We start from the raw sequence: 15,805 nt of genomic DNA on the forward strand, positions 1-15,805 counted from the left end.
TCGTGTCCGGGGCCTACTCCGCGGACGGTGCCGTGAGCAGCCCGGCGTGGAAGTCGGCGATCAGGGCGTCGACGGTGCCGCGAGCGTCGAAGCGGTTCGTGCCGATCACGCCGGTCGGGCCGCGCTTGCACCACCCGGCCACGTACACGCCGGGGAGGGCGGCACCGTCGGGCCCGAGGACGCGGCCGTCGGCGTTGGGGATGGTGCCCCTGGCCTCGTCGTAGGGCACGCCCGGGACGGACGTGCCGCGCAACCCGATCGACGGCAGGACCAGGCCGCACGCCAGCTCCGACGGTGCGCCGTGGTCGTCGAAGGCGACGGTGAGCCCGCCGTCGGACGCGGTGATCGCGGTGGGCGGTGTGCCGAACCGCAGCACCACCCGTCGGCCCTCCGGTGCGGACCCCGCCGCCGGAAGCGCCTGCAGCAGAGCGAGTTTCTGCGTGCGGTAGAAGCGGGCCTGCTCGTCCGCGAGCTCGTCGACCGCCCCGCTCTCGGGGCCCTCCAGGTCCCCCGGCTCGACCACGACCGGCACCGTGCGGGCCAGCCCCAGCAGCTCGGGGGCGGTGAACGCGGCGTGCGTCGGGCCCCGTCGGGCGAGGATCACGACCTCCCGCACCTGCGAATCCCGGAGCGCGGTAACGGCTTCCTCGGTCATGTCGGTGCCGGTGAAGGTGTCGGGGTCTGCGGTGAGGACCCGCGCGACGTCGAGCGCGACGTTGCCGTTGCCCAGCACCACCACCCGCTCGTGCGTGAGATCGACAGCGCGCCCGGCGAAGTCGGGGTGCCCGTTGTACCAGGCCACGAAATCGGCGGCCGCGGTCACCCCGGGCAGGTCCGCGCCGGGGAGGTCGAGGTCGCGGCCGTGCAGCGAGCCCACCGCGTACACCACCGCGTGATGCGAACCGGCCAGGTCCTCGTGCGTGAGGTCCTCGCCGATCCGCACCCCCAGGTGCGTCGTGACGCCGGTGGCCTTGCGCGACTTCGCGAACTGCTCCTGCACCTTCTTGGTGTCGGCGTGGTCGGGGGCAACGCCGAACCGCACCAGCCCGCCGGTTTCGGGGAGGCGCTCGTAGACGTCGATGGTGGCGCGCACGTCGATCCGGTTCTGCAGTTCGCTCACCACGTAGTGCCCGCGGCCCCGGCGCCCACGACCGCGACGCTCAGCGTCTCGGCGTCGGACGCCGGCCGCTTGCGGCCGATGCGCGGGTCGGTGAACGGGTGGTCGCGGTCCGCGGACGACCCCACGGCCTCGTAGTAGTCCGCGTTCATCGTCTCGAACGGAGCCATCTCCGCGGTCAGTTCGTAGTCGGTGGTGATCGCCGAGACGGGGCAGGCGTCGATGCACGCGCCGCAGTCGATGCACACGTCCGGGTCGATGTAGAGCATCTCCGCGGTGGCGTACTCGGGCTCGTCGGGCGTGGGGTGGATGCAGTCGACCGGGCACTCGGTGACGCACGACGCATCGTTGCAGCAGTTCTGGACGATCACGTGGGGCATGTCTTCGATAGTGGGCCGCGGGCGGCGCCGGGGCAAGGAATGCGCCGCGTGTCAGGGTGAGGGTATGACGACCATGACGCCGCACGTCGCCGCGACAGACCGCCACACCACCGCCTACCTCGCCTCGGGCCCCGTCGACGGTCCGCTGCTGGTGTTCGTGCACGGCTGGCCCGAGCTCGGCTACACCTGGCGGCACCAGCTGCGATCCCTCGGTTCCCTCGGCTTCCGGTGCGTCGCGCCCGACATGCGCGGGTACGGCTCGTCGACGGTGCACCCCGAGAAGACGGCGTACCGCCGCGAGGAGGCCGTGACCGACATGCTGGAGCTCCTCGCCGCGCTCGGCCGCGAGAGCGCGATCTGGATCGGCCACGACTGGGGCGGGCCCGTGGTGTGGAACATCGCCACCCACCACCCCGAGGTCGTCGACGCGGTCGCCTCGCTCAACGTGCCCCACTTCCCGTCGAGCGGGCCCACGCCCTTCGACCTCATCGACCGCGACAAGTACCCCGCCGACGAGTACCCGTACGGCCAGTGGGACTACCAGGTGCACTACCTCAAGTCCTTCGACGCGGCGACCGCCCAGTTCGAGAGCGACCTGCCCGGCCTCATCGCCGCGCTGTTCCGCCGCGGAGAGCCGCGCCACCTCGAGGGCCCCGCGCCGACCGCGCTGGTCACCCGCAACGGCGGCTGGTTCGGCGGCGGACCCGTGCCGCAGCTGCCGCTCGACCCGGCGGTCCTCACCGAGGAGGACCACGCCGTCTACGTCGCGGCCTTCGAGCGGAACGGCATGGCCGGCCCCAACTCCTGGTACGTGAACACGCCCGCCGACATGGAGTACGCGCGGACCGAGCTGGGCGGCGGCCGGATCGACAAGCCGGCGCTGTTCCTGCACGGCCGCTACGACGCGACCCTCGACACCGTCGGGACGCGGCTCGCCGAGCCGATGCGCGCGGCGTGCACCGACCTCACCGAGATGATCGTCGACTCCGGACACTGGATGGGGGAGGAGAAGCCCGCCGAGGTCAGCGCCGCGATCGCGGGCTGGATCGCCCGCAGCGTGCCCGCCTCCTACCCGGTTACGCTGGGCGCATGACCTCCGTCGCCGAGATCGCCGATGCCAAGTTCGTCCTGCTGACCACCTTCCGCAAGGACGGCACCCCCGTCGCGACTCCCCTCTGGGCGGTGCGGGACGGCGCCGACCTCGTGGTGTGGACCGTCGCCGACTCCTGGAAGGTGAAGCGGCTGCGGCGCAACCCGTCGGTGCTGGTCCAGGCCTGCGACGCGCGCGGCAAGAAGACGTCCGGCCCCGAGGTCGCGGGCACCGGCGAGGTCTTCGACGGCCGCGAGGCCGGGGCGAAGATCGCGAAGAAGTACGGGGTGCTGGGGTGGCTCACCGTGACCGGCTCGAAGCTGCGGCGGGGCGCCGGCGGCACCGTCGGGATCCGGGTACGCGACGCGGGGTAGCGCGCACGGCCACGCGGGTCAGAGCCCGGCGAGACCGATCACCGCGAGCGTCAGGACGCACCCCACGAGCGCCGGTGCGAGAGCGGCGGCCGCAGCCGCAGCACGACCACGGCGAGAGCCGCGATACCGACGCACACCAGGGCGGCCGCGGGTCGCACCGCCATCGTGGCCCGGGCGACGACCGCCGCGACCAGCACCAGCGCGACCACGGTCCGGACCCGGGCCAGGAAGGTCCGCTCGGTCGCCAGGGTCGACGGTGCCCCGTCGCCGGGCGTCGCGCCCCTCTCGCCGGACGTCACGTCACCAGCAGCGCGACGGCGAGGACGACGGCGGCCAGCACGACCAGTGCGGACAGGACGAGCGTCGCGGGGGAGCCGCGCAGCGCGCGGCCGGTGCGCATCGCGCCCTCGACGGTGAGCCAGCGCCGGAACGCGTAGCCGGCCAGCGCGGCCGCGACCACGAGCAGGCCCGCGACTAGCGGCGTGCGCACGGCGTCCGGCGCCACGTGCGGGGCGAACGCCTCGAGACCGACGGCCGCGGCGACCAGGCCCAGCGCGGTACGGATCCACGCCAGGAAGGTGCGCTCGTTCGCGAGGGTGAACCGGGCGTCCGGCGCCTCGCCGTCGATCAGCTCCCGCGGCGGCCAATGCAGTCCCACACCGACAACGCTAGCGGGGCTCACAATGATTCGCCCGCCACATTCACAGGCCCGTCTCAGACACGGCGAATAGGTTCGCCCGGGGTGCGGCGTTGCAGGCGCACCATGGAGACGAGGACGCGTGCGAGGGAGGTGAGTCGCAGTGGGTGGTGGCGGCCGCGCGCGGAGTCCCTGGCCCGCGGTGCTGCTCTGCCTGCTGGGCATCGGCGTCGTCGGCGCCGGCATCGCCTACGCGCTGCACGTGTCCGCCGAAGTGGGCAACTCCCGCCGGATCCTGCCCGCCGCGCAGTCACCGGGCGCGCCGGTCAACGACCAGAAGACGGTCGCCATCACGCCCGGACGGGAAGTGATCGGGGCGGTGCTCACCGTCGAGGACGACACCATCACCGTGCGCTCCGCGCCGGGGGCGCACCGTCGAACTCGCGACCGGGCCGAACACCCAGGTGACCACCACGCACGGCAGCCGGCTGTCCGATCTCGAGGTCGGCGACGTGGTGATGATCCAGGTGAGCGCCGACGGGAAGGCGGCGCTCGCGATCTACGCCGGTCAGATCTCCGTCGCCGGAACCCCGTCAGTCGGGTGAACCCGCCCGTCGACCCGCTAATGTAGGTGGCGATGTCGTACGTAGTGTTCCTGATCCTCGCGGTGGTCTGCGCGGCGCTCGCCGCCGCGCTCATCTGGTATGAGCGCAGCCACTCGCCGAATGTCCACTCCGAGCGTGCCGATTGGGCGGCCGACCGGGAGTTCGTCTACCGCCCGGACGACCCGACGCTGCGCGAGGAGTTCCACCGCGGCGGGATGGTCGCCGCCGGGGACCCGCCGATCGTCGACGTGGCCTACGGCAGCTACTTCGGCGCCGCCGCGTACGTCTTCGACCTGCAGGGGACGCGCACCGTCGCGGCGGTGAACCGGGGCGCGTCCTCGGGCGCGCTGCTGGACCTGCGGCCCGAGAACCAGCACCCGCCCGTCGAGCCGGGGATGGACCCGCTCGGCGCACTGGGGCCGCGGGTGCTCTACACCAACAACGCCGAGGTCGCGCGCCGCGTCGCCGACCGTCGGATGATCACCTTCGCCGAGCAGGTGCCCGACCACATCGAGTCGGTGTGGAACGAGGGCGAGTGGGCGCTCGCCGCGATGCCGGCCACCGACGATCCGGAGGACCTGGACGAGGCGCTCGAGGCAGTCCGCCGCTTCGGCGATCTGCTCCGCGTCCTGCCGCCCGAGGGGCACGCCCGCGTGCTCGGCGGGGGCGGTCCGCGGGATCCCGGGCAGCCCGTGCCCGTGCGGTCGGAGCCCCGACGGTGACCGGCGCAGAAGACGTCGACAGCGCCGCCAAAGCGCGGCTCGCCGAGTTGGTGCGCGAGCTGGCCGTGGTCCACGGCAAGGTCACGCTGTCGAGCGGCGCCGAGGCCGACTACTACGTCGACCTGCGCCGCGCGACCCTGCACCACGAGGCGTCCCCGCTGATCGGTGCGCTGCTGCGCGAGCTCACGGCGGACTGGGACTACGTGGCCGTCGGCGGACTCACCCTGGGGGCCGACCCGGTCGCCACCGCGGTGATGCACGCCCCCGGCCGGCCGATCGACGCGTTCGTGGTCCGCAAGGCCGCCAAGGCGCACGGTATGCAGCGGCAGGTCGAGGGGCCCGACGTGGTGGGCAAGCGCGTGCTGGTGGTCGAGGACACGACCACCACGGGGAACTCCCCACTCACCGCGGTGCGGGCGCTGCGTGACATCGGCGCCGAGGTGATCGGCGTCGCGACCGTCGTCGACCGTGCCACCGGCGCCGCGGACGTGATCGCCGCCGAGGGCCTGCAGTACCGCTCGGTGCTCGGCCTCGCCGACCTGGGGCTGTGACCGCCTCGTCCGCCGCCGACGGTGGTCAGGACGAGCAGCTCGGCCCGACCGAGTGGGTGACCGGCCTGCCCGGACCGCACACCGTCGGGCTGGGGCCGTGGGCCGAGGAGAATCCCGGGGTCCCGGCACCGTCGGACCCGCGGTACGACCCCGAGCTGCTCGCCGACGGCGATCGCCGCAACGTGGTCGATGCGTACCGGTATTGGACCCGGGAGGCGATCGTCGCCGATCTGGACGCCCGCCGGCACCCGTTCCACGTGGCGATCGAGAACCTGGGGCACGACGCCAACATCGGTACGGTGGTGCGCACCGCGAACGCGTTCGGCGCGGCGGCCGTGCACATCGTGGGACGCAAGCGGTGGAACCGCCGGGGCGCCATGGTGACCGACCGCTACCAGCACCTGCACCATCACCCGGACACGGATGCGCTGGCCGCGTGGTGCGCGGCCGATGGCCTGCCCATCGTGGCGGTGGACAACCTGCCGGGCTCGGTGCCCCTCGAGCGCGCTCACCTACCCCGACGGTGCCTCCTCCTGTTCGGGCAGGAGGGCCCGGGCGTGTCCGGCGGTGCGCGGCACGTCGCGGGGTCGACGGTGTCGATCGCCCAGTTCGGTTCCACCCGCTCGATCAACGTGGGCGTGGCCGCGGGCATCGCCATGCACGCCTGGGTGCGCGAGCACGCCGACCTCGACGGGGCGTGGTGATCGGTCCGCCCTGACCTGCGCGGCAGTGCACGTGTCGGTGGCGCGTGATGAGATGTCACTATGACGGCGGTGGAGTGGAATCAGCGCGCCGCGGCGGCACAGGCCGCGGTGGTGGAGCGGCACCTGCGCCCGGTGTGGGGCATCCCCGGTACGCGGCTCGGCGTGCCCGCGTACCCGGCCACTCGGCCCGACTCGCTGCTGCTCAGCTGGAACTACTGGTGGCAGGCGCACCTGCTGGACACGGCCGTGGACGCCTACGTGCGGGACGGCGCGCCCAGTACCCGCAAGCTGGTGCACCGGATCGCGCGGGGGCACCGGCTGCGGAACCTGCTGCGGGTCACCAACTCGTACTACGACGACATGGCGTGGATGGCACTGGCTCTGGAGCGGGCGCAGCGGCGCGGGGTGAACGCGGCGCGCCGCCTGCGCGTGCTGAACGACCGGCTGTACGACGCGTGGGTGCCCGAGGCCGGCGGCGGCATCACCTGGCGCACCACCGGCCTGTTCCTCAATGCGCCGGCGAACGGTCCCGCGGGGATCTTCCAGGCCCGCATGGGCCGGTTCGAGCGGGCCGAGCAGACCGCGGACTGGATCCACCGCCGCCTGCGCGACGACGCAACGGGCCTGATCAACGACGGTGTGGACGGCGACTACGAGCACCCCGAGTCCGGGAAGATCCATGTCGAGAAGTACAGCTACAACCAGGGCGTCACGATCGGGCTCGATACGGAGCTCTCGTCCGACCTGGCGCCGCGGCACGCGGCCCGCGCAGCCAGGCTGATCGGGGCGGTCTTGGACGGCATGACCGACGGCGGGGTGATCACCGGTGGGGGCGGGGGAGACGGGGGCCTGTTCAACGGCATCCTCGTGCGATACCTCGCGCTCGCCGCAGTGCAGCTGCGCGGCGGACCGGGCACTGCCGACGCGCGGGACGCGGCGGCCGAGATCGTGTATGCCTCGGCGGAGGCGGCCTGGCGCGGATCCCGCGAGCTCGACGGCCGGGTGCTGTTCTCCGCGGACTGGTCCCGCGACGCTCGGATCCCCACGTCAGACGGCGCCGCGGCCTACTTCACCGGCGGCACGGTGCGTGGCAGCGAGATCCCCGAGCGGGACCTGTCCGTGCAGGTCGGCGGGTGGATGGCGATGGAGGCCGCCGCGGCGCTCGCGCGCAGCTGAGGGGATCAGTCCTCGGTCAGGGCACCGTCGGACATGCGCCAGCGGCGCGTGGCGCGGACCGTGTCGAGCATGCGGCGGTCGTGGGTGACCAGGATGACGGTGCCGTCGAACGACTCCACGGCCTGCTCGAGCTGCTCGATCGCGGGCAGGTCGAGGTGGTTGGTCGGCTCGTCGAGGACCAGCAGGTTCACGCCGCGGGCCTGCAGCAGCGCGAGCGCCGCGCGGGTCCGCTCGCCGGGGAGAGCGACGATGCCGGCCGCAACACGTGGTGCCCGCGCAGCCCGAACTTGGCGAGCAGCGTCCGCACGTCCGCGGGCGGCGTGTCGGGCACTTCCGCGCAGAACGCGTCCAGCAGCGCACCGTCGGACAGGAAGCGGCCGCGGGCCTGATCGACCTCGCCCACCTCGACACCGGACCCGAGCGTGACTGTTCCGGCCGAGGGCGTGAGTCGCCCGAGAACTAGCCCCAGCAGCGTCGACTTCCCGGCCCCGTTCGGGCCGGTGAGCAGGATCCGGTCGCCGTACTCGACGCTCACGGTCACCGGGCCGACCGTCAGCGCGGGATACCGCACCAACGCCCCCGACGCCGTCACCACCACCGTGCCGCTGCGCGGCGCGGAGGCGATCGACATCCGCAGCTCCCATTCCTTGCGCGGCTCCTCGACCACCTCGAGGCGCTCGATGGCCCGCTCGGTCTGCCGGGCCTTGGAGGCCTGCTTCTCGGTGGACTCGAGCCGGGCCTTGCGGCCCGCCTTGTCCGGGTCGCCGCCGGACTTCATCTTCCGGCGCGCGTTCCGCACCCCGTGCTCCATCCAGTTCCGCTGCATCTGGGCGCGATCCTGCAGATCGGAGAGCTTGCCCGCGTACTGCTCGTACGCCTCGCGGGCGTGCCTCCGGGCGACGTCGCGCTCGACGAGGTACGCCTCGTAGCCGCCGCCGTACACCCCGATCTGCTGTTGCGCGAGGTCGAGCTCGACCACGGTGGTCACCGTGCGGGCCAGGAACTCCCGGTCGTGCGAGACCACGACGATCGCCGTCGGGGCGTCGGCGACGAAGCGCTCCAGGAGCTCCAGGCCGGCCAGGTCCAGGTCGTTGGTGGGTTCGTCGAGCAGCAGCACGTCGTAGCGCGAGGCGAGCACCGCCGCGAGTCCCGCGCGGGCCGCCTGCCCTCCGGACAATCCCGTCATCGCGGCGTCCGCGTCGGGCAGGCCCACGTCAGCGAGGATCGACTCGAGCCGTTGGTCCAGGTCGGCCCCGCCGAGGGCGAGCCAGCGGTCCAGGGCGGGCGTGTACAGGTCGGTGTCGGGATCGTCCGCCAGCGCGGCCGCGGCGGCGTCCATCGCCTCCTGCGCGGCCGCGACCCCGGTGCGCCGCGCCACGAATCCCGAGACGCTCTCGCCGGGCCGCCGCTCGTGCTCCTGGGCCAGGTACCCCACGGTCGCGTCGGCCGGGGCGAGGTCGACGGTGCCGGACACGTCCAGCCCGGCAGGGGCACCGTCGCCGGCGAGGAGCCGCAGCAGCGTGGACTTTCCGGCCCCGTTCGCGCCGACGAGGCCCACCACGTCGCCCGGCGCGATCACGAGGTCGAGCCCGGAGAACAGGGTGCGGTCGGCGTACGCGACGGTGAGGTCGCGCGTCTGCAGGACGGTCACGTCAGTCTTTGCGGTGGCTGCGCCCTCAGCCACCGCGATGGCCGGGCCATCAGTCTTCCAAGTCGACGGTGACGTTGGGCTTGGACATCTCGCGCCGGTACCCGACGATGCCGACGATCGTCCCGGCGATGAGCATCACCACCATGCCGCGCAGCGCCCACTGCAGCACCCACTTGTACTCCTCCAGCGCTGTCGACGCGTAGTACCCGATGAGCAGTAGGAACGGTGCCCAGATCAGCGAGCCGAGCACCGAGGCCACGGTGAACGTGCGCTTGTCCATCCCGACGGCCCCCGCGACGAGCGGGCACAGCGTGCGCACCCACGGGATCCAGCGGGCGATCAGCACGGAGAAGAACCCGTGCCTGTCCATGAGGTGCTTGACGCGGTGCAGGTTGTTCGCGTTGAGGTACCGGCCGTCCTGTTTGGCCAGCACGTGGTCGCCCATTTTCACCCCGATGCCGTAGCCCACGTGGTTGCCGACGATCGCCGCGATGAATGCCGCGACCGCGAGCCCCCACACCGACATCGCGGAATGCCCCGTCGTCGCCATCGCCAGGCCCGCGGTGAGCAGCAGCGAGTCGCCGGGTAGGAACAGCCCGATGATGAAAGCGCACTCGCAGAACACGAACCCGGCCACGATGAGCCAGATCATCACCGGCCCGGCGTTCTGGACGAATTCGAGCACCGCGGGGGCCTAGGCGCCGGTGTCGGCGGCGGCGCGCCGCTCGGCGAGGTACTTCTTCGCGACGCCCCAGATGATGGGCAGCACGGAGACGAACACGATCAGCAGGAAGATCGTGTTGATGTTCTCGCGGACGAAGCTGAACTTGCCGAGCCACACGCCGAGCAGCAGCAGGCCGTCGCCCCAGACGATCGCGCCGATCACGGTCCACATGAGGAACTTGGCGAAGGTCATCTTGGCGGCGCCGGCGGCGAGCGGGGCGAAGGTGCGGACGAACGGCACGAAGCGGGCCAGTACCAGGGTTGCAGGGCCGTACTTCTCGAAGAATGCGTGCGTCTCGTCGAGGTACTTGGTCTTGAGGAAGCGGGCGTCGGGCTTGAAGAACTTCTCGCCGCCGAAGCGGCCGATGAAGTAGCCGACGATGCCGCCGAGGATCGCGACGATCGGCACGGCGATCAGGAGCACCGGGAGCGACATCGCGCCGCCCTCGTACTTCACCTCGTCGGCGGCCGCGCTCGCCGTCCCGGCGGAGGCGAGCAGGCCGGCGATGAACAGCAGCGAGTCACCGGGGAGAACGGGGAACAGCACGCCGGATTCGATGAACACCACGAGTAGAAGGCCGACCAGGGCGATGGTGCCGAAGGCGTTCAGCACGGCGATGGGGTCGGTGAGCTCGGTGATGGACAACGCCTGCATGGTGGTCGAGGCGGCCAGAGTCAGGTCGTTGAGATGCACGGGTGCCAGAATACCGTCCCTAGGTGAGCACTTCGTCGATGTAGCACCAGCGCCACGACTCCCCGGCCTCGAAGCTGCGGATCACGGGGTGGTTCGTCAGCTCGTGGTGCGCGGTCGCGTGCTTGCCCTCCGACGAGTCGCAGCAGCCCACGTGTCCGCAGGTCAGGCACAGTCGCAGCGCGACGGGGTTCTGCCCCGATTCGACGCATGCGAGGCACGTGTCGCTGAGTGCAGCCGGGTCGGGCGTCGAATCGGACACACGGAGATGGTCACACTCCTCCTGCGCCCACGGCGGCGTCAGCAGTTCCGCGACGGCGACGCGCTCGCTGCGCATCGCGGAGACGGTGAGCAGGGCCTCCTCCACGTCGAGCGCCGCGAGCACCTGCTCGAGCACCTCGTGATCGCCCGGCCGCTGTCGCGCAGCCGCAGCACCTCCGCGCGCTCGGCGACGAGCATCTGCAGCCGCACCTCGCGGACCTGCGCGGCCGGCGTCTCGTGCGCCTCGGGGCCGAGGCGCTCCCAGAACGACCGCTCCCGGGTGATCGCGCGCTCCCGGATCCCGTCGAGCACGGGCTCCGGCACCGCGTTCTCCGGGCTCGCGGCGATCTCGTCGAGCCGGGCCAGCCCGGCGTTGATCGCGGACCGCATGACGACGGCCTGCTGCAGCGCGTCCGACCGCGCGTTGGGTCCCCGCACGTGGAGCAGCTTCGCCAGCGCCGGCAACGTCGAGCCCTGGAACAGCAGTGTCCCCGCCACGACGGCCATGGCCGCGAACACGAGGACCTCCCGGTCGGGACAGTCGGCGGGCAGGATGAACGCCGCGGCCAGCGTGACGACCCCGCGCATCCCGGCCCACGACAGCACGGCCGTCTCGCCGGCGGAGAGCCGCTCGTCGGCGTCGTCGACGCGGATGGAGATCAGGGCCGACGGGGCGCACCACACCATTCGGGCGAGGATCACGGTGACGATCACGGCCACGCACGTCACGATGATCAGCGGCCACCCGACCGATGAGGCGGCGGCGCCCTCGAAGATGGTCCGCATCTGCAGCCCGATGAGGAGGAACACCGCGTTCTCGAGCAGGAACTGGATGGTGTTCCAGTTGATCCGCGCCGACATGCGGCCGATCGCGGTCTGGTCGGTGGGCGCCTTGTAGGCCACGATCAGGCCCGCCACGACGACGGAGACCACGCCCGAGCCGTGGATGTGCTCGGCGGGCAGGTACGCGAACCACGGGCTGATCAGGGTGATGCCGGTAGTGAGCACCGGGTCCGTCAGGCGGCGCAGCGCGAACCTGATGAGCACGGCGGCGAGCCCGCCGATCACGACCCCGCCCACCGCGCTGAGGGCGAACGAGCCCAGCACCTGCCAGAACCCGACGGTGCCCGCGATCGCCGCGATCGCCGTGCGCAGCAGCACGATCGAGGTGGCGTCGTTGAACAGGGACTCGCCCTCCAGGAGGGTGGTCACCTTCCGGGGCAACCCGATCCGGCGGCCCACGGCGGTGGCGGCCACCGCGTCGGGCGGCTCGACGATGGCGCCGAGCGCCAGCCCGGCCGCGAACGGGATGTCCAGCAGCCACGAGGTGACCGCGCCGACCGCCGCGGCGGTGAACAGCACGAGGCCCACCGACAGCATGCCGATGGGCCGGATGTTGGCCTTGAAGTCCACCAATGACGCCTTGGACGCGGCGGCGTACAGCAGTGGCGGCAGCAGGCCCAGCAGCACCACGTCGGGATGCAGCGGCACCGAGGGTAACGCCGGGACGAACGAGGCGGCGATCCCGACCACCGTCAGGACGAGCGGCGCCGCCAACCCGAAGCGATCACACAGCGCGCTGACCACGAGAACCGTCGCGGCCAGTGCGACCAACCCAACTGCGAGCTCCATGAGCGATAGTCTTTCACCTGGAAACGCAGAACCGCTCGCTCAGGAGGACAACCACATGCCCATCGCGACCCCCGAGGCCTACCGGGAGATGCTGGACCGTGCCCGTGAGGGCGGTTATGCGTACCCGGCGATCAACTGCACGTCGAGTGAGACCGTCAATGCCGCGATCAAGGGCTTCGCTGATGCCGGCAGTGACGGGATCATCCAGTTCTCCACCGGCGGTGCCGAATTCGGTTCGGGGTTGGGGGTCAAGGACATGGTGGTCGGTGCGGTCGCGCTGGCCGAGTTCGCGCACGTGGTCGCCGCGCAGTACGACGTGACCGTCGCGCTGCACACTGATCACTGCCCGAAGGACAAGCTGGACACCTATGTCCGCCCGCTGCTGGAGATCTCGCAGGAGCGGGTGGACGCGGGTCGGAATCCGTTGTTCCAGTCGCACATGTGGGACGGCTCGGCGGTGCCGCTGGAGGAGAATCTGGAGATCGCCCGGGAGCTGTTGGCGAAGGCGAAGGCCGCGAAGATCGTTCTGGAGATCGAGATCGGTGTGGTCGGCGGTGAGGAGGACGGCGTCGAGAACGAGATCAACGACAAGCTGTTCACCTCCGATGAGGATTTCGCGAGGACCGTGGACGCGCTCGGCGCGGAGGGGTATCTGCTCGCGGCGACGTTCGGCAACGTTCACGGCGTGTACAAGCCGGGGAATGTGAAGCTTCGCCCGGAGGTGCTGCGTGACGGTCAGGCGGTCGCGTCGGAGAAGTTGGGGCTGCCGGCGGGGAGTAAGCCGTTCGATTTCGTGTTCCACGGTGGCTCGGGTTCGCTCAAGAGTGAGATCGAGGAGTCGTTGAGCTACGGGGTGGTGAAGATGAACGTCGACACCGACACCCAGTACGCGTTCACGCGTCCGGTGGCCGGGCACATGTTCGCCAACTACGACGGTGTGCTCAAGGTGGACGGCGAGGTCGGCAACAAGAAGGTGTACGACCCGCGGTCCTACCTGAAGAAGGCCGAGGCGGCGATGTCCGAGCGCGTCGTCGAGGCGTGCAACGATCTGCACTCCGCCGGCAAGTCCATCAGCCGGACGTAGTCGTAGGGTCGTCGGGCCGCGCTATTGCAGCGCGAGCCCGATGATCACCGCGAGCATCAGCACCACCATGGCCGCGGCCGCCGCCCACTCCGGGCCGGTGAGCCGCGGCCGTGCGCGTCCGGGGTGCGTGCCGGCGGATCGTGCCTGCGGGGCGGGCCCGGGATGGGCCGCGGGGGCCGGTCCGCCCGACGGTGCGCCGTGCCCCTGCCGCGCCGCCGGCCGGACGCCCGGCGGGGGCACGGGCCGGCTCGGTGGCTGCGACGGCGCCGACCGGTGCTGGTGCGGGCCGTGCTGGGCGTGGGGCCGCGGGGCCATCGGATGAGGCGCCGCGATCGGCGGGGTCGCGGTCCGCCGGGGCGGGGTCACCCGGCCTGCGCCGCGCGCGATCCGGTCCGTACGGGGCGGCGGCGGGCTCGGAACCTCCGAGTACGCCAGCTTGGGCACCGACGGCGCCGTGCTCGGCGTAGCCGCGGGCGGCTTCGCGTTCCGCTGTGTCGGGTCGTCCGACGGCGAGCTCATCGCGCCCCGACCCGCGTGCACACCTTCCAGGTGCCGTCGTTCTTCTCGAGCGACAGGGTGTTGCGCACCTTGGATTCGGGATTGTTCACGTAGTGCACCTCCACCTGGACCTCGGCGCGGTCTCCGCGCACGTCCACGGCCTGGAGGCCGTCGACCTCGGGGAGCATGCCGTCCGTCTTGGCGGCAGCATGGATGCGCTGCCACTGCGCCTCGTCGACGCCGTCGTAGTAGGCCTTCGCGCCGCCGCAGGTCTGTTCCCGGAGTGCGGCGAGGTCGCCCCGGTTGACGGCGGCGACGAAACTCGTCGTCGCGTCCGCCGCGGCCCTGCGGGGTCGCCCGACGATCCGCCGTCCGAGCGCGGCACCAGCAGCAGCACCGCCGCGACGACGAGTACCACGGCCGCGACAGCCGCCGCGATGATCCACGCGGTCCTGCCTCTCCGGGGCATCCGCTCAGGCTGGGACGTCGACGGCGTGTAGTACGACGGTGCCTGCCGCGCTGCGGGGACCGCCGCCACCCCGGTGGCCGCGGCTGTCGGCACGACGCCTGCCGGTGGGTCCTCGTCCCGCGCCGACTCGGCCGGTGCGTCCTCGGGCCGCGGCGCGCGCAGCGCACCGGGCACGGGAAGCACCTCCGTCGCGGGCGTCGCGTCGGGGAGCTCGTTCTGCTCCGTGTCGATCACGGCCTGGTCCGGCTTCGCAGCCTTGGAGAGGGGGATGGCCTCGGTCGGCGCCTCGTCCGCAGCCGTCTCCTCGGCCTCCGTGCCGGGTTCGACGGTGCCCGCGTCCGCCGCCGGCTCCTCCTCGGCTACGTCGGCCTCCTCGGTCGGCTCGTCGTCGGCGGCGTCGGTCGACTCCTCGGCGTCGGCGGTGGCGGGTACCTCTGCCGTGCCGGAATCGGCCTCGTCCGTGCCGGTTTCGCGGTCGCGCTCGGCCGCGCCGACGGCGATCCCCGCTGCGGCGCCGACCCCGACGACCGCCGCGGCGGCCGCTGCCGTCGCGGTCCCGTCCGGCCCCTCGTCCGCGTCCTGCGGCTCGTCCGTCGGAGTCTCGGCTTCGGCCGGCTCGTCGGTCTGCGGTTCCTCCGCGGCCTCGGCCTGATCGACGGGCTCGTCGGCGTCCGTCTCGGCCTGGTCGTCGAGTTGGTCGGGCTCCGCCTCGTCGGCTTCGGCGGTCTCCTCCGGCGCGCCGTCCTCGCCGGTGCCGGGCGGCGTCGGAACCGGGATGGCGACGGTGTCGTCCGTGCTGGGCCGCGATGCGACCGGGATGACGGTGGTCTCCGCTTCGGCGTTCTCATCGACCGGCGGGGTCGTGTTGACCGGCCCCACGGTCCGCAGCGGTGACGGTGCCGTGCTCTCGGCCTGCGCGTCCTCGGCGGGCTCGGCGTCGTCGCCCGCCGCATCCTCGTCGACCGCGGCGTCTTCGGCGGGCTCGGCCTCCGTGGCGCCCGCCGCGTCTTCGTCGACCGCGGCGTCTTCGGCGGGCGAGTCCTCCTCGGCCGCGGCTGCGGGTTCGCTGTCCGCCTCGTCGGTGGTCGCGTCGTCGGCCCCGTCCTCGGTCGCCGCCTCCTGCTCAGCTGCTTCTTTCTCGGCTGCTTCTTGCTCCGCTGCGTCCTGCTCCTCCGCTGCGTCGTCGTCGGCGTCGGAACCCGCCGCGCCGGGACCCGCCGCGACGGGGAGCACCGTCGTCTCCGCCTCGGACGGGCTGTCGGAGGCCGGTGCGGGGAGGCGCCGTCGACGGCGATGGCGGTGGTCTCGGCCTCGCTGGGGGCCGGCGCACCGTCGGGCCCGCCGACGAGACCGGCGAGCGACTCGGAATGCGACGGCGTGAGGGCGTCTGCGGGGGCGCTGCCGAGGGAACCGGCCGTGTCGGTGCTGTCGTGGAGCGGC

18 protein-coding genes and 1 pseudogene are annotated in these 15,805 nt (G+C 72.3%); 8 read left to right on the plus strand and 11 right to left on the minus strand.

Translation table 11 applies throughout. From position 1 onward, the window contains the following. Positions 1–13: 13 nt before the first annotated feature. Positions 14–1,120 carry an NADP oxidoreductase gene (locus MTP03_RS01850; protein WP_248490316.1) on the minus strand — a complete coding sequence of 369 codons (1,107 nt, stop codon included), beginning with the start codon at positions 1,118–1,120 and terminating at the stop codon, positions 14–16. Continuing rightward, positions 1,117–1,497, minus strand: a complete 381-nt coding sequence (locus MTP03_RS01855; protein ID WP_248490317.1) for a ferredoxin family protein — start codon at positions 1,495–1,497, stop codon at positions 1,117–1,119. The genes MTP03_RS01850 and MTP03_RS01855 overlap by 4 nt, the downstream gene beginning before the upstream one ends. A 64-nt stretch (positions 1,498–1,561) precedes the next feature. Here MTP03_RS01855 and MTP03_RS01860 point away from each other — a divergent pair, with 64 nt between their 5' ends. Both MTP03_RS01860 and MTP03_RS01865 read left to right on the plus strand, forming a co-directional pair. After that, a complete protein-coding gene (locus MTP03_RS01860) occupies positions 1,562–2,590 on the plus strand; it encodes an alpha/beta hydrolase (RefSeq protein WP_248490319.1) in 1,029 nt (342 codons plus the stop codon). Next, entirely contained in the window at positions 2,587–2,961 is a 375-nt protein-coding gene (locus tag MTP03_RS01865) for a PPOX class F420-dependent oxidoreductase (protein ID WP_248490320.1), read from the plus strand. Before MTP03_RS01860 ends, MTP03_RS01865 begins: the two co-directional genes overlap by 4 nt. Before the next feature lie 50 nt (positions 2,962–3,011). Here the strand turns inward: MTP03_RS01865 and MTP03_RS01870 are convergent, their stop codons facing one another. Both MTP03_RS01870 and MTP03_RS01875 read right to left on the minus strand, forming a co-directional pair. Continuing rightward, positions 3,012–3,260: a DUF202 domain-containing protein gene (locus MTP03_RS01870; RefSeq protein WP_248490322.1), complete on the minus strand. Its 249-nt coding sequence runs from the start codon at positions 3,258–3,260 to the stop codon at positions 3,012–3,014. Continuing rightward, positions 3,257–3,619 carry a YidH family protein gene (locus tag MTP03_RS01875; RefSeq protein ID WP_248490323.1) on the minus strand — a complete coding sequence of 121 codons (363 nt, stop codon included), beginning with the start codon at positions 3,617–3,619 and terminating at the stop codon, positions 3,257–3,259. The genes MTP03_RS01870 and MTP03_RS01875 overlap by 4 nt, the downstream gene beginning before the upstream one ends. A 443-nt stretch (positions 3,620–4,062) precedes the next feature. On the opposite strand from MTP03_RS01875, the gene MTP03_RS01880 reads away from it, so the two are divergent. Genes MTP03_RS01880 through MTP03_RS01900 form a run of 5 tightly spaced genes read left to right on the plus strand, consistent with a single transcriptional unit; the run spans position 4,063 to position 7,356 of the window. Continuing rightward, complete coding sequence (locus MTP03_RS01880) at positions 4,063–4,203, plus strand: hypothetical protein (RefSeq protein WP_248490325.1); 141 nt, start codon at positions 4,063–4,065, stop codon at positions 4,201–4,203. 32 nt (positions 4,204–4,235) lie between these two features. Continuing rightward, positions 4,236–4,925 carry a hypothetical protein gene (locus tag MTP03_RS01885; RefSeq protein ID WP_248490328.1) on the plus strand — a complete coding sequence of 230 codons (690 nt, stop codon included), beginning with the start codon at positions 4,236–4,238 and terminating at the stop codon, positions 4,923–4,925. Beyond that, complete coding sequence (gene pyrE / locus MTP03_RS01890) at positions 4,922–5,476, plus strand: orotate phosphoribosyltransferase (protein ID WP_248490329.1); 555 nt, start codon at positions 4,922–4,924, stop codon at positions 5,474–5,476. The genes MTP03_RS01885 and pyrE overlap by 4 nt, the downstream gene beginning before the upstream one ends. Then, entirely contained in the window at positions 5,473–6,180 is a 708-nt protein-coding gene (locus tag MTP03_RS01895) for a TrmH family RNA methyltransferase (protein WP_371820850.1), read from the plus strand. The genes pyrE and MTP03_RS01895 overlap by 4 nt, the downstream gene beginning before the upstream one ends. Positions 6,181–6,240: 60 nt before the next feature. Then, a complete protein-coding gene (locus tag MTP03_RS01900; RefSeq protein WP_248490330.1) occupies positions 6,241–7,356 on the plus strand; it encodes a glycoside hydrolase family 76 protein in 1,116 nt (371 codons plus the stop codon). A gap of 5 nt (positions 7,357–7,361) precedes the next feature. Here the strand turns inward: MTP03_RS01900 and MTP03_RS01905 are convergent. The 5 genes and pseudogenes from MTP03_RS01905 to MTP03_RS01925 all read right to left on the minus strand — a co-directional run bounded on the left by MTP03_RS01905 (position 7,362) and on the right by MTP03_RS01925 (position 12,314). Next, a pseudogene (locus MTP03_RS01905) lies at positions 7,362–9,007 on the minus strand (ABC-F family ATP-binding cassette domain-containing protein). A gap of 49 nt (positions 9,008–9,056) precedes the next feature. Continuing rightward, positions 9,057–9,692 carry a DedA family protein gene (locus tag MTP03_RS01910; protein ID WP_248490333.1) on the minus strand — a complete coding sequence of 212 codons (636 nt, stop codon included), beginning with the start codon at positions 9,690–9,692 and terminating at the stop codon, positions 9,057–9,059. A gap of 9 nt (positions 9,693–9,701) precedes the next feature. Then, positions 9,702–10,424 (minus strand): DedA family protein, encoded by a 723-nt coding sequence (locus tag MTP03_RS01915; RefSeq protein WP_248490334.1) that lies wholly within the window; start codon positions 10,422–10,424, stop codon positions 9,702–9,704. A 19-nt stretch (positions 10,425–10,443) separates the two neighbouring features. Beyond that, positions 10,444–10,818, minus strand: coding sequence for a UBP-type zinc finger domain-containing protein (locus MTP03_RS01920; protein WP_248490335.1), 375 nt, complete (start codon positions 10,816–10,818; stop codon positions 10,444–10,446). After that, a complete protein-coding gene (locus MTP03_RS01925; RefSeq protein ID WP_248490336.1) occupies positions 10,722–12,314 on the minus strand; it encodes a sodium:proton antiporter in 1,593 nt (530 codons plus the stop codon). The genes MTP03_RS01920 and MTP03_RS01925 overlap by 97 nt, the downstream gene beginning before the upstream one ends. Positions 12,315–12,369: 55 nt before the next feature. Here MTP03_RS01925 and fbaA point away from each other — a divergent pair, with 55 nt between their 5' ends. Next, positions 12,370–13,398: a class II fructose-bisphosphate aldolase gene (gene fbaA / locus MTP03_RS01930; protein ID WP_248490337.1), complete on the plus strand. Its 1,029-nt coding sequence runs from the start codon at positions 12,370–12,372 to the stop codon at positions 13,396–13,398. Between the two features lie 21 nt (positions 13,399–13,419). On the opposite strand, the gene MTP03_RS01935 is transcribed toward fbaA, so the two are convergent. Then, positions 13,420–13,917 (minus strand): hypothetical protein, encoded by a 498-nt coding sequence (locus MTP03_RS01935; RefSeq protein WP_248490339.1) that lies wholly within the window; start codon positions 13,915–13,917, stop codon positions 13,420–13,422. 85 nt (positions 13,918–14,002) lie between these two features. Continuing rightward, the gene (locus MTP03_RS23270) at positions 14,003–15,598 is read right to left on the minus strand and encodes a hypothetical protein (protein WP_371820851.1); all 1,596 of its coding nucleotides are present in this window, start codon (positions 15,596–15,598) and stop codon (positions 14,003–14,005) included. Between the last annotated feature and the right edge of the window lie 207 nt (positions 15,599–15,805).

Origin of the sequence: Tsukamurella sp. PLM1 (assembly GCF_023168325.1) — a bacterium.
In the GTDB taxonomy this organism is placed as follows: Bacteria; Actinomycetota; Actinomycetes; order Mycobacteriales; family Mycobacteriaceae; genus Tsukamurella.

Excerpts from the sequence above, each read along its gene's own strand:
- MTP03_RS01855 (WP_248490317.1), bottom strand. The coding sequence starts at position 1,497 with ATGCCCCACGTGATCGTCCAGAACTGCTGCAACGATGCGTCGTGCGTC.
- MTP03_RS01860 (WP_248490319.1), top strand. The coding sequence starts at position 1,562 with ATGACGACCATGACGCCGCACGTCGCCGCGACAGACCGCCACACCACC.
- MTP03_RS01865 (WP_248490320.1), top strand. The coding sequence starts at position 2,587 with ATGACCTCCGTCGCCGAGATCGCCGATGCCAAGTTCGTCCTGCTGACC.
- MTP03_RS01885 (WP_248490328.1), top strand. The coding sequence starts at position 4,236 with ATGTCGTACGTAGTGTTCCTGATCCTCGCGGTGGTCTGCGCGGCGCTC.
- MTP03_RS01900 (WP_248490330.1), top strand. The coding sequence starts at position 6,241 with ATGACGGCGGTGGAGTGGAATCAGCGCGCCGCGGCGGCACAGGCCGCG.
- MTP03_RS01925 (WP_248490336.1), bottom strand. The coding sequence starts at position 12,314 with ATGGAGCTCGCAGTTGGGTTGGTCGCACTGGCCGCGACGGTTCTCGTG.
- fbaA (WP_248490337.1), top strand. The coding sequence starts at position 12,370 with ATGCCCATCGCGACCCCCGAGGCCTACCGGGAGATGCTGGACCGTGCC.
- MTP03_RS01935 (WP_248490339.1), bottom strand. The coding sequence starts at position 13,917 with ATGAGCTCGCCGTCGGACGACCCGACACAGCGGAACGCGAAGCCGCCC.